The sequence below is a fragment of the Bacteroides sp. 11BF genome, assembly GCF_019633765.1.
GTDB lineage: Bacteria > Bacteroidota > Bacteroidia > Bacteroidales > Bacteroidaceae > Bacteroides > Bacteroides hominis.
The window spans coordinates 1-12,819 of the sequence record NZ_JAFKPJ010000012.1 but is presented as its reverse complement, the minus strand read 5'-3'; the positions used below and the strand labels follow the sequence as shown (position 1 = coordinate 12,819).

Below are 12,819 nucleotides of genomic sequence, written 5' to 3'. Positions count from 1 at the left end.
GTATGGCAACCGTCTTCGGAGGCTTAAGCTGCGGGCTGTAGGTTCTCCTTTCAGTTAGGTGCATAAAAAAAGGAGGAACCACGGTTTCCTCCTTTTATTGCATTCTGATTGAATCTATTGAATGATTACATTGACAAAGATACATCATCCCAAAGCCAAAGTCAAGCTTTCGGGACGAAAAGTGCAGTTTTATTTCATCTTCGGCATCATCTTGCCCATTTTGCTGCTGGTTACCATCTTCATCATTTTGCGGGTCTGGTCGAATTGCTTCAGCAAGCGGTTCACTTCCTGGATAGTCGTACCGCTACCTTTGGCGATACGTGTACGGCGCGAGCCATTCAGGATAGCCGGATTGCTGCGCTCTTCCGGAGTCATGGAGTAGATGATGGCTTCAATGCTCTTGAAAGCATTGTCGTCAATGTCGATGTCTTTGATAGCCTTGCCTACACCCGGAATCATCGATGCAAGCTCTTTCAGGTTACCCATCTTTTTGATCTGGCCAATCTGGCTGAGGAAGTCGTTGAAGTCGAACTGGTTCTTGGCAATCTTTTTCTGAAGGCGTTTGGCTTCTTCTTCATCATATTGTTCCTGCGCACGTTCCACCAGCGAAACAATATCACCCATACCTAAGATACGGTCGGCCATACGGGCGGGGTGGAATTGGTCGATGGCATCGAGTTTCTCGCCTGTACCTACAAATTTGATGGGCTTGTTCACAACCGAACGGATAGAGAGGGCGGCACCACCACGGGTGTCACCGTCGAGCTTCGTCAGCACTACGCCGTCGAAGTCGAGACGCTCATTAAACTCCTTGGCGGTGTTTACGGCATCCTGACCGGTCATGGAGTCTACCACGAACAAAATTTCGTTCGGTTGGATGGCTTCCTTGATGGCTGCGATTTCATTCATCATCTGCTCGTCGACTGCCAGACGTCCGGCCGTATCGACAATTACCAGATCGTAACCTTTGGCACGTGCCTCCTTGATGGCGTTTTGAGCTATGGCAACGGGATCTTTGCTGTCGATTTCCGAGTACATCGGTACATCGATTTGTTCGGCTAATACACGAAGCTGTTCGATAGCGGCAGGACGGTAAACGTCACAGGCAACGAGCAACGGGCGCTTGTTCTTCTTGGTTTTCAGCATACGTGCCAGCTTGCCTGAGAAAGTAGTCTTACCCGAACCTTGCAGACCGGACATCAGGATGACTGCCGGTTGGCCTTTGGTATCTATCTCGACAGTCTCTCCACCCATCAGTTGAGTCAGCTCGTCGTGAACGATCTTCACCATCAATTGGCTTGGTTTTACGGCTGTGAGCACGTTTTGTCCCAATGCTTTTTCCTTCACCGTATCCGTGAAGCCTTTGGCTACTTTATAGTTAACGTCGGCATCGAGCAGTGCCTTGCGCACGTCTTTCAAGGTTTCTGCTACGTTGATTTCGGTGATTTTGCCTTCACCTTTCAGAATCTTAAACGACCTTTCGAGTCTTTCGCTTAAATTGTCGAACATATCTTTGAATTATGAATTACTAATGATGTGTAAAATCCACCACGGATTACACGGATTAACACGGATTTTGTATTTGAAATAGAGAGTATCTGTGCTAATCTGTGTAATCTGTGATGAAATCAGCCGCAAATGTACAAAAATCTCTTGTACTTTATATCTTTTTGTTCTGCCATTTTGCTTTTTTGAAGTAAATATAGCTTGTGGCGAGCAACAGTGTATAGTACAGTATCTCAATTGTAAAGCACCATTCGATGGGAGCTTTTACCCACATTCCGATGAAAATGATATACGATCCGTAGATTGCGATGGTGATGGCTTCGAGCATCAGTGCCGCCTGAGTGTTGCCTGTGCCCGATATGCCGTTGAATACCACATTGGCTACCGAAGCAATCAGCATGGCCGCGCAGATAACGTATACCGATGGTACGGATTCACTGATCAGCGCTGCCTCGTTGGTGTATACCGAAAGCAATGCCTGTGGGAAAAGGGCGGTTACGATGACCAGTCCCAGCATGATCAGGAAAGAGAAACGCCCGATTTTGTTTATCAGGGGCATCACGTGTTCGATGCCTCCCGCGCCGATGGCGTTGCTCACCAGGCTGTTGGTGGTGGTTGCCAGTGCATTTACCGGAATCAACATGACGATGTAGATACTTCGTACGATGTTGGCAATGGCGAGTTCACGCTGTCCCAACCTTTCCACAGCCACGAAGAAAATGAACCAGGTGGCCATTGACAGAAAATACTGCAACATGGTGAAGCACGATATGCTGAGGATGCGCATCAGCAAAGCCGGGTCGAACGAGCGTAAACGATTGAGACCGTATCTTTTCAGGTCGACGGTGATATACGTATAAATCAGGAAGAACAGCAGAGAAGCCGCTTCGGCTATTACCGAGGCGATGGCGGCTCCTTTGATGCCCATTTCCGGCAATCCGAAGTGTCCGAATATCAGGGCATAGTCCAGTACCACATTGGTCAGAGCCATTACTACCGCATTGATGGTAAGTACCTTGGTGCGGGTGATTCCGATATAGAGTGCCCGGAACATGACGTTGACAAACGAGAAGAAAAAGCCGAAAATGCGCCAGTCGAGAAATTCCATCGTGGCGTCATAAATGCTTTCGGAAGATACCAGCAGGCGCATGATGTTGCCACCGAATGCTTTGGTAAAGCCGAAAAGCAGAAGAGCCATGGCAAGCAGGAACAAGACTCCCTGGATCATGACAGGCCCCACGTCGGTATAACGCGCTTCACCGTTGCGGCGGGCAATGACGATCTGTGAACCGGTGCTGAATCCGAAGGCAATGGTGAAAATACAAATATAGAAAAGCCCGCCCATGGCAGAGGCACCAAGAGCTATCTCACTGACGCGTCCCAGAAAGGCGGTGTCGGTGACATTTATGACATTTTGCGCAAGCAAGCTCAGGAGAATCGGGTAACTGACACTCCAGATCTGTTTGTTGGTATACATAAATAAGGATTTTAGTTTGCAGGCCGCAAAGATACAACTTTCTGCAGAAGTTGACGAGTCACCGGGAAAAGAAGTCAATTTTTCCCCAACGGATAGGTGAAGAGGATGGTCGGTTTTTCGCCTGCGTTTGCCTGTACTTTATAGCTTCCTCCGAAATACTCCAGCAACAACCGGTTAATTTCGTGGCGGATGTATACCTCCTGTGAGGTAAATCTTTCGTCGGCCAACGGGGAGTTAATGATGCGGAAACGGATCATGTTCTTTTCTGTGTCATGGGTCACTTTGAAGTCGATCTCCCGTTTTTCTTCACACTTCTGCGGATAAGTTAAAGTACTCAGCAGCGCTTGGCTGAAACGGGTCGTATCGATACGGATGTCCAGGTCGGGGGCTGTTTCGTTTCCGAGCCGGATACAGATGTTCTCTTCGTTGCGCATACGCGCCATGTAGAGAGCTTCGTTACAGAGTTCGGTTAGTCCGTATTCCTGAATATTGAACTTCATCATGCCTGCTTCAAGCCGCGATAAATCGAGTACATCATTGACCAGGCGCATCAACTCTTCCGAATTTTTCTGGATGATGGAGGAGTATTCTTTCCGGACTTCGTCGGTCATGTTGGATTCGGAAGCTATCAGTTGCGAGAAGCCCACTACGCCGTTCAGCGGGATACGGATGTGGTAACTCATGTTCGACAAAAAGCGGTTCTTCATCTCGTTGGCTTCTTCCGCCATGCGGGTTGCCTTCCGTGTCTCTTTTTCCGATAGCTCCAATGCTTTACGAACGTGCGAGATACGAAGCATGAAGACAATCAGGATTGCCAGGACAATGCCGACAATGACCAAAGCCGTCAGTTGGATATCGCTTTTCAACTGTTCTTCTTCCAAAGCTACTTTGTCGATATTGTATTTTGCCTTTATCTGCTGCATCTGTTTATCGAAAATAGTCGTTTCGATGGAGTCTTTCAGGTGGAGTGTCCCGATATACAACGGAAGAGCTTCCGCACTCCGCCCGGCTTCTACCAGAAGATCGGCTTTGGACAGCTGCTGGTGGATATAATTGCTGTTCCGGTCTTCCTGTAATAAAATGACGGTAGAGTCAATCTTCGCAAGTGCTTTGTCATACTCTTTTCGAGTTCGGTAATAGGCTGCATAGGCATCGTAATAGAGCACCCGGTACATGAAGAAAGTATTGGGAGTAAGATATTTCCCGGCTTTTTCCAGGCTTTCGTGTGCCTGTTCCGATTGGCCGGTATTCAGATAATAATAGGTGTAGTACACCTCACCGAACAGATAAACATCATAAAATGCCTCTTTGAGCATCGGGTTTGTGGCAGTGTGCTGTTGCAAAGTCTCTTTTAACTTTCCGAGGTATTCGGACAGCTGTTTGTTGTTCTGTTTATCCTTGGCTACCGCAATCAGTTGGCAAAGGATCGAGATCCGTACCACGGCATTGTCCGTTCGCGAAGATAGTTGATAGGCTTCTTCCAATGCTTTCATTCCCTCGTCCCATCGCTCCGTGCCGATATAAGCATTGCCCAGACATTGTTTGGCTCCGATCAGTCCGCGGACACAGTCCACTTTCTTTGCCCTTTCGAACATCTGGTTTGCCTCGTTGATGGCAAGTTCATATTGTTCTTCATAAGTGTAGAGGTCTGTCTGGAAGCGGAGAGCGTCGAAATACAGATCCCAGGTTTTCGACTTCCGGGCATAAGGCTCCATAATGTCCAGCCATTTCTTTACACTGTCCCGGTTGCTTTGGTTATAGTAGTACACTGTGTGCAGATAGGCGGCTATGGTGTTGTATTTATCGTTATTCTGTAGAGTTGCTTCTTCTCTCAGCAGGTTTGAATATGTGATACATTTGGGTGTCAACTGTTCTATTTGTGCCAGTTTCTTGAGCATTTCCAGACGTGTGGAATCATGCGGAAGTATCTGTGCCACCCGATACAGGCTGTCGGCTTCTGTTTGTCCGTCCGCGTACGCTCCTGAGGTCAGACAGCATGCAATAAGGATCAGTATGAATCGTTTCATCCTTCTGCCTCCTCTTCTTTTGTGGGTCCGATGGGGTGTGTAAACCGGAAGCGTGCACCTCCGGTGTACTCCGGGTCAATCCATATCTTTCCTCCGATTTGTTCGATGATAAGCTGGCAAATGGAGAGTCCCAGTCCTGTTCCCTGTGCCCCTTCATTCAGTTTTTCGAAACGGTTGAATATCTGATTCTGTTTTTCCGGGGGGATGCCGCATCCGGTATCCGTTACTGTGAACAGGGCCATGGTCTCTGACTCTTTCTCCAGTGTCAGGGTGATGTTGCCTTCGGTGGTGAATTTGGTGGCATTGATCAGCAGATTGATCAATACCTGTTGCAGACGTGATTCGTCGGTACGCAAAGTCAGTTTGTCCAGTGAAGTGACGAAACTGACTCCGGCCTGGGTTTGCTTCACCTTTTCTACAGTATCGATTACGTTGCGGCATATATTGACTGCGTCACATTCCTTAAAGTTGAAAGTCAACTTACCCGGGTCGAGACTCGACAGATCTATCACGTCATTGATCAGCTTTAACAGCAGCTCGGAATTCTGCTGGATGATGTCGTTGCATTGACGTCGTGTATCATTGTCGATAGACTCTTCGGTCAGGATGGACGAAAATCCGGAAAGGGCATTCAGCGGTGTCCGTATTTCGTGGCTCATATTGGATAGGAACAGGCTTTTGGTATGTATGGCATTTTCGGCATACTTGCGCGCAATCTCCAACTCTTCTTTGGAATGGAGAAGGCGGTTGGCTTCCTGCCGGATGCGGACGATCAGCAGCAAAATAAGCACTAATATGAAAATGGAAGCTATGATAACCCACAGGGTGATCTGGTTGCGTTGTATCTGGTTCCGGATTTCCATCTGGTCTATCTGGTACATGCCTCTCAGGTCATTGATTTGCCGGGCATAACTCAAAGCGTTCAGCGAGTCTTTTTGTTCGTTGGCCTTTTGGTAGATCAGACAGGCTTCTTCTGTCCTTCCCATCTGGGTCAGTAGCTGCGCACACTCCAACTGCAATCCGATGTGTTTGTTGGGAGCGGGTGCTTTAGGGGTATTTATCAGGCGTTCATATTGTTGCAAGGCGAGTCCATACTCACCGATAGCCTGGTAGTATTGTCCCAATATGTAGTTAAAGATACTGCGGAGATAGAGGAATTTCAATTGGTCACTGATTTTCCTTGCTTCGTCCAAACTGGCTTTTCCTTTCTCCGGATTGCCTGCTTCAATGTCATAGTAAGCTTTACACGCACATAAAAAAAAGTGGAATGTAGGAGTTGGAGCGGCGGTATGCAGGTTCTCGAATCTTTTCAGATAGGTACATGCTTCATCCATGTGTGATGTCTGGATCAGGGTCAGAATGAATTTCGGAAGTATTTCCTGTTCGAGGATTTCGCTGCCCGGTATCTTGCCCAGCAATTTCAGGGCTTCCTTATAGGATTCAATGGCAGGTTCCTGCATGTTGGCGTTGAGGTAAGCATCCCCGATGGCGCGGCTGGAAAGGGCAATGCCGATGGGGTAATTCAGTTCTTTGGCTTCCTTGTACATCTGGCGGGCATGGTCGATGGCCATGTTCATGTCTCCGCGTGTGGCATAGGCAGTCGCAATAAGCTGTTTCAACTGGAAGAGGGTTTTGTACTCTTTCTGTTTTTTCAGAATAGGAGCCAGTTCATGACCCCATTGGATGATACTGTCGTTGGGAGCTTCTTTGCTATAATTGAGGCTGTTGTCAATCAGGTTTTGGAGTGCTGACACGTGCATTGTTGCTTTATTGGCAGCATGTGTAGTGACAGAGTATAGGGTTACTACTGCTATAAACGTTATATTAATAAACTTTCCCACAGTAATTGTTGTACTTCCGGTGTTTGTTTTATGCTTGTTTATGATGCATGTAGTGCAAAGCTAAATAAAAAGAGTGAGAATCAAACAGAATCTCACTCTTTTTTTTATGTTTTGTTCACAAAAGGACTTTTTTAACTGTTCATGCTCATCAGGAACTCGTCGTTGTCTTTGGTTTTTTCCAGTCGGTCTTTTACAAAATCCATTGCTTCGATCGGGTTCATATCCGACAGGTACTTGCGCAGAATCCACATGCGGTCCAATGTCTGTTTGTCGAGTAGCAGATCGTCGCGGCGTGTGCTCGATGCCACAATGTTGACAGCCGGGAAGATACGCTTGTTGCTCAGGTTGCGGTCGAGTTGCAACTCCATGTTACCTGTACCCTTGAACTCTTCGAAGATCACTTCGTCCATCTTAGAACCGGTGTCGATCAGGGCGGTAGCGATGATTGTGAGGGAACCTCCGTTTTCGATGTTACGGGCTGCTCCGAAGAAACGTTTCGGTTTGTGAAGTGCGTTTGCATCCACACCACCCGAAAGTACCTTACCCGATGCTGGAGATACAGTGTTGTATGCACGTGCCAGACGTGTAATCGAGTCGAGGAAGATAACTACGTCGTGTCCGCACTCTACCAGTCTTTTGGCTTTCTCAAGAACGATGCCGGCTATTTTTACGTGGCGTTCGGCGGGTTCGTCGAATGTAGAAGCAATCACTTCGGCATTGACGCTGCGGGCCATGTCGGTAACTTCTTCCGGGCGCTCGTCAATCAGCAACATAATCATATATACTTCCGGATGATTGGCAGCAATGGCATTGGCAATTTCTTTCATCAGGATGGTCTTACCCGTCTTAGGCTGGGCTACGATCAGTGCACGCTGTCCTTTACCAATGGGCGAGAAGAGGTCTACCACACGTGCCGACATGGAGTCGGAATAGCCACCTTTGCAAAGCTTGAACTTTTCGTCCGGGAAAAGCGGAGTAAGGTGGTCGAACGGCACACGGTCACGCACGAACGCAGCGTCACGTCCGTTGATTTTAGAAACCTTCACCAATGGGAAGTATTTCTCACCCTCTTTGGGCGGACGGATTACACCTTCTACTACATCACCGGTTTTCAGTCCGAATAGTTTGATTTGTGATTGAGATACATAGATATCGTCCGGTGAAGAGAGGTAGTTGTAATCTGATGAACGGAGGAATCCGTAGCCATCCTGCATGATTTCCAATACACCGGTTCCAGTGAGGATATCATCGAATTCGTATGGTTTTTCGCGTTCAATCACACGGCGTTCCTGAACAGGAGCGGGCTCAGTTGCATTTTGTTGCGGCATGGGACGTTGTTGTACAGGAGGACGCTGGTTATTGTTGCGCTGATTGTTATTATTGTTGTTATTATTGTTATTGCTGTAATTGTTGTTGTCGCGTGGGCGAATGACACGGGGACGTTGAGGTTGTGCAGCCGGTTCGGGAGTGGTGGTTACCGGTTCTGTTTTTGTTGATTCGAATTTGCCGAATAATTCAGTAGGCAGTTCTACTTTTTCTGAAGGCAGATCTTCGATGGGGATAAAATCATCATCTGCATCCATATCCGAGAGGATTGAGCTTTCTTCGTCTACAACGGTTGGTTTCGGTTTGAGGATCGGTTTGCTGATAGGGCGTTTTTCCGTTTCCGGTTGAGCAGCCGGCTTTTCTTCCTGTACCGCTGGGGTTGTTACAGGTTTGTCTGCTGTAACCTCTGCAGGTTTGGTTTCTGCTTCCACTGCGTTTTTGCGGGGACGTCCCGGTTTCTTTTTCGGAGTGGCATAAGGAGTTACCTTTGTCGATTCTGCCGGAGTGGCGCTCGTTTCAGTACTCATCTCTTTAGTTGCTTCCTTAGTCGGTTCTGTTGTCTTAGCTTGTGCTTTGGTTGCAGGTGCGTTGGCATCTGTCTTGGTCAGTTCACCATTTTTGGTAGAAGAGAAAACCTTGTCGGCGTTTTCCTTCTTTACTGTCACTCGAGAGCGTTTTTTCTTGTCTTCTTTACGTTCCTCTTTAAGTTTGTCAGCTGCTACTTTTTTAGTAGCTCCGGCTATAGCTTGTTCATCAAGGATTTTGTAGACAAGTTCTTCTTTCTTAAGTGAGTCTGTTTTTTTGATACCCAGTTCCTGGGCAATAGTTTGTAGTTCCGACAAATTTTTGTCGTTCAATTGGATAATGTTATACATACAGTATATGTGAGTTATTTAATATTTTAATTTTATTTGTTGAAATACGTACGGCCGAAGCTACGACGCAATGGCCGGAAGCTTAACAAACGCAACAGTTTTATATGATGAATTTGGGATGTTTTGTTGAATCGGAAATCCGAGTTTCGTCTCCCGTTGGAGGATTATCGGAATGTTTCAACGCCGCAAAGATAATAAATAAATTTGGTTTTTATGATCGTTTACTCTTTTTTTCTTCATAAAAGTGTACCTTTGTTGCACAAAACATAACTATTATGACAGCAAACGAAGTCCATCTGATTTATTTCTCGCCTACCCACACCTCAAAACAAGTTGGAGAGGCAATTGTTCGTGGAACTGGAATAACAAATGTGATAAACACGAATTTAACACAACAGGCAGCTCAGGATTTAGTAATTACCGAATCTGCGTTAGCCATTATTGTCGTACCTGTATATGGAGGGCGTGTGGCTCCTCTGGCCATGGATCGTCTGGCAAGTGTACGCGGGAATAATACTCCGGCAGTTATCGTGGTGGTATATGGTAATCGCGCTTATGAAAAATCGTTGATGGAACTTGATTATTGGGCTATTCAACAGGGATTTAAGGTGATTGCCGGTGCAACCTTCATCGGAGAACATTCATATAGTACAGAGAAATATCCCGTAGCTGCCGGACGTCCTGATGAACGTGATCTTACTTTGGCAGCTGATTTTGGAAAGCAGATCTCGGATAAAATAGCATCTGCTGCCGAGCCGGAGAAGCTGTATGCAGTGGATGTCCGTAAAATCCGGCGTCCGCGCCAGCCTTTCTTTCCGCTGTTCCGTTTTTTGCGAAAGGTGATTGCTTTGCGTAAGAGTGGTGTCCCACTTCCCCGTACTCCTTGGGTAGAAGACGAATCCTTGTGTACTCATTGTGGTGCATGTGCGAAGATGTGTCCCGTGAGTGCTATTATAAAAGGTGACGAGTTGAATACGGATGCCGAACGCTGCATTAAATGCTGTGCCTGTGTAAAGGGGTGTCCTCAGAAAGCAAGAGTATACGATACTCCGTTTGCCGTACTGCTGTCACAATGCTTTGTTAAGCAGAAAGATCCTTGTACATTGCTTTAAAAAGATCGGAGCACTGACTTTTAATCTTAATTTCCTCATTTTCCGGTTGGGTGTATCAGTGCTCTTCATTAACATTGTTAACGCCCTCTTCCGGCCATTTTATTCTTAGATGCAAATAACAAGTCTTTTGCATTTAAAACATTTGTTATTTGCATCCAAAGAACAAACTTTAACTCTGTGTTAAAGCAAAGCTTTTACCGACAGGAATCTTGTACATTAAAAGCGCTGTGTTTTAGTTTTTTAAGTACGCTCTTTGCTTCTTTGTTTCACTGAATCCCTTTCAGACCAAAAGTCTGGATACTTGCTTTTTTGTCAACTACAAATCGGAGACTAACACTTCCTGCTATCTTCTTTTCGCCTTGTTTAGCGCCGCTATCAGATACCTTCCTTTTGCCCCTATGTCACTCCAGCAAGTGTTGGCAATCAGCCGCCACACCGTCGTTCCCTTCCTTCCATAGTCCGACAGCCTGAGTATGGAGTTTACTTCCCCGGTGTCGGTAATGCTCAATCTCTTCAGCGTGTCCATCAGTCCCGGATAATTGTGTGTCATCGTATTGAAGGCGTATCCCGGTATCGGAAGAGAAGCGGAATCCTCCTTCCTTTCTTCCTCCTTCCCCTCGGGGGGAGCTGAGGGGGGTAATTCTTTATTTTCCTTTGCTTTACTTTCCTTTACTTTACTTTGTCCGGAATTGCATGCATTTTTTGCGTCAACGGCTACATGATGTACTACATTTTTCGGGTTAACAGGTGTTTTTTTCCCTTTGAACAGCTCCGGTTGCTGAATTTCCTGTGTTATAGAAGGAGTATCGGGTTTTCCGTTTTCCTTTTCCGGTTTTACTATCAGGTAGGGGAGTTCCGACAGTTCTCTCTTCCTTCGCTTCGTTGCCTCCAGCCATACCTTTTGTATGTTTTCTGAAGTCAGTATTCCGTTTTCCAGATAACTGTTTCTGTCCAGTATCCCTTTGATAAAGAGAATTTCGATAATTCCCTGCACCTCCTCGGCCTGCACTTCCCTTCCTGCCTTGTTGGCAAAGATCAGGCACTGCTCCTCATCCCACCGTATGAAGTATCCCTCCTTGTATATTTTGCAAAGGAGCTTCAGTACGATTGCGGGGCCTTTGATTCCGTATTTTGCCTCTATCACTTCCATTGCGTTCTCTTCCATGAAGTTTACGCCCATCGGGAAATAGTTGATCCCGTCGTATGCTATTGCCATTGTATTTTCAAATTAATCGTTTGTACTTTCAATAAAACATTCATCACAAATTACTCCGGATTCCCAAAGACGTTTTCACTTGATTCCTCAAAATAGAAATAATTCATCTGTGAAAATCCGTGTAATTCTGTGGTGCCCACCCTATGCCATCGGCCTCCATTCCATGAAGTTCTCCACCTGGAACGTTGTCCACCGCTGTTCGTCCACATTCCAGTAGACTACGGCACCTTCTATTTTTGTGGGATCATACTTCTTGTGGAATTCCGCTTCGTAATAGATCAGTGTCGCCTTCACCAGCCTGAAGTCTCCGTTCTGCTTCCGGTAAGCAATGACTGCGTGCCCGTATTGCAGGTGGTCGGTCAACGCTTCCAGGCGTTCCGCCATCCATTCCGCACACTGCTCGGTATATCCTTTCTCAAAGACAATCCGTTTCTTCCATCTCAGTTTCATGGCTTCACTCNACAATCCGTTTCTTCCATCTCAGTTTCATGGCTTCACTCTGTGATGCCGGTCTTTTTTTCCGTTTCATACGTATATTTTTTAAGTTGATAAAATGTTATCGCCACGAAGATAGGGGGCGTTTCATGTAAGGCGGATTATGATAATTCATTGTGCGTATTTTTGCGGATGATGGCTTTGTGCGGTTTGTCTTTTTCCATTTCTTCCCAAATGTTGCTGATGTAGACTAATATTGAACTGATGGATAATGGTTTAAATACTCCGTTTTTAATATTTCCGATTAGTCTTTTTTCATTGATGTAGCGTGCGAGTGAAGCCTGACATGTATTGATATTTTGTATGTTCGCATCCTCTATGTAGGATTCTATCAACGCTTTTATAAGTTCTCCTTTATGCGAAATTATTCCACGTATCGGTATTCCTTTCTTTCTGCCTCTTGTTTGTTTAACCGGTTCTGTAATAGTTGATTGCGTTTTGCTAATAGCGTTTTTTTACACTTTTGTCTACGGCTTGAAATACTACTTTTTGTTTCTTCATTGTGATTTTTATTTTATTAAAAACTAATTTGTGTTAATGTGTTGCAAAGGTAGAAAGGAATCTCTCAGCGGACAAGTAAATGTGGGATTAAAGAAAAAATGAACGTTCTTTTGTTGGTTAAATATTTGATATATAGTGTGATACGGGATGAAAATGTGAGTGTTTCAATAAACGTTCGTTTAATTGAACGCAAAGATAGAAGGTATTTTTAGAACTACAAAATGTTTAATAAAAAAAATAATATTCCTCTTTCACTTATTACATTAATGCACTAATATATAGTTGTTTATGAATTAATAAAAAACTATTTATTATCTGTCTGATTTTGTTTGTCTGATACTTTTGATTTATTTACAAAAAAGGTGTTTCAAAAGACGAACGTCTATTGAAACATTTCTGCTTCATAATACGCTTGTTTACAAAATCTAAGATCAAAAATTGCC

The 12,819-nt window shown here is 45.5% G+C and carries 8 protein-coding genes and 1 pseudogene; 1 reads left to right on the top strand and 8 read right to left on the bottom strand.

Annotated features, from left to right (window positions below):
* Positions 1-189 precede the first annotated feature (189 nt).
* From ffh to rho, 5 genes are all read right to left on the bottom strand, one after another.
* Positions 190-1,509 carry a signal recognition particle protein gene (ffh, locus tag JZY04_RS13510; protein ID WP_005780411.1) on the bottom strand — a complete coding sequence of 440 codons (1,320 nt, stop codon included), beginning with the start codon at positions 1,507-1,509 and terminating at the stop codon, positions 190-192.
* A 151-nt stretch (positions 1,510-1,660) separates the two neighbouring features.
* Entirely contained in the window at positions 1,661-2,983 is a 1,323-nt protein-coding gene (locus tag JZY04_RS13505; protein WP_005780409.1) for an MATE family efflux transporter, read from the bottom strand.
* Between the two features lie 74 nt (positions 2,984-3,057).
* A complete protein-coding gene (locus JZY04_RS13500; protein ID WP_122142758.1) occupies positions 3,058-5,010 on the bottom strand; it encodes a HAMP domain-containing sensor histidine kinase in 1,953 nt (650 codons plus the stop codon).
* Positions 5,007-6,770 carry an ATP-binding protein gene (locus JZY04_RS13495; protein WP_250706993.1) on the bottom strand — a complete coding sequence of 588 codons (1,764 nt, stop codon included), beginning with the start codon at positions 6,768-6,770 and terminating at the stop codon, positions 5,007-5,009. Before JZY04_RS13495 ends, JZY04_RS13500 begins: the two co-directional genes overlap by 4 nt.
* 212 nt (positions 6,771-6,982) lie before the next feature.
* Positions 6,983-9,052 carry a transcription termination factor Rho gene (rho, locus tag JZY04_RS13490; RefSeq protein WP_032543766.1) on the bottom strand — a complete coding sequence of 690 codons (2,070 nt, stop codon included), beginning with the start codon at positions 9,050-9,052 and terminating at the stop codon, positions 6,983-6,985.
* A gap of 275 nt (positions 9,053-9,327) precedes the next feature.
* Here rho and JZY04_RS13485 point away from each other — a divergent pair, with 275 nt between their 5' ends.
* Complete coding sequence (locus tag JZY04_RS13485; RefSeq protein WP_005807526.1) at positions 9,328-10,164, top strand: 4Fe-4S binding protein; 837 nt, start codon at positions 9,328-9,330, stop codon at positions 10,162-10,164.
* 343 nt (positions 10,165-10,507) lie between these two features.
* Here the strand turns inward: JZY04_RS13485 and JZY04_RS13480 are convergent, their stop codons facing one another.
* From JZY04_RS13480 to JZY04_RS13470, 3 genes and pseudogenes are all read right to left on the bottom strand, one after another.
* Positions 10,508-11,380, bottom strand: coding sequence for a DUF4373 domain-containing protein (locus JZY04_RS13480; RefSeq protein WP_122142756.1), 873 nt, complete (start codon positions 11,378-11,380; stop codon positions 10,508-10,510).
* A gap of 141 nt (positions 11,381-11,521) precedes the next feature.
* Positions 11,522-11,909 (bottom strand): annotated as a pseudogene (locus tag JZY04_RS13475) (SH3 beta-barrel fold-containing protein).
* A gap of 67 nt (positions 11,910-11,976) precedes the next feature.
* Positions 11,977-12,210 (bottom strand): hypothetical protein, encoded by a 234-nt coding sequence (locus tag JZY04_RS13470; protein ID WP_122142754.1) that lies wholly within the window; start codon positions 12,208-12,210, stop codon positions 11,977-11,979.
* Between the last annotated feature and the right edge of the window lie 609 nt (positions 12,211-12,819).

Bases quoted from the DNA above. Each gene is read 5' to 3' on its own strand.
- ffh (WP_005780411.1), bottom strand. From the start codon at position 1,509: ATGTTCGACAATTTAAGCGAAAGACTCGAAAGGTCGTTTAAGATTCTG.
- JZY04_RS13505 (WP_005780409.1), bottom strand. From the start codon at position 2,983: ATGTATACCAACAAACAGATCTGGAGTGTCAGTTACCCGATTCTCCTG.
- JZY04_RS13500 (WP_122142758.1), bottom strand. From the start codon at position 5,010: ATGAAACGATTCATACTGATCCTTATTGCATGCTGTCTGACCTCAGGA.
- JZY04_RS13495 (WP_250706993.1), bottom strand. From the start codon at position 6,770: ATGCACGTGTCAGCACTCCAAAACCTGATTGACAACAGCCTCAATTAT.
- rho (WP_032543766.1), bottom strand. From the start codon at position 9,052: ATGTATAACATTATCCAATTGAACGACAAAAATTTGTCGGAACTACAA.
- JZY04_RS13485 (WP_005807526.1), top strand. From the start codon at position 9,328: ATGACAGCAAACGAAGTCCATCTGATTTATTTCTCGCCTACCCACACC.
- JZY04_RS13480 (WP_122142756.1), bottom strand. From the start codon at position 11,380: ATGGCAATAGCATACGACGGGATCAACTATTTCCCGATGGGCGTAAAC.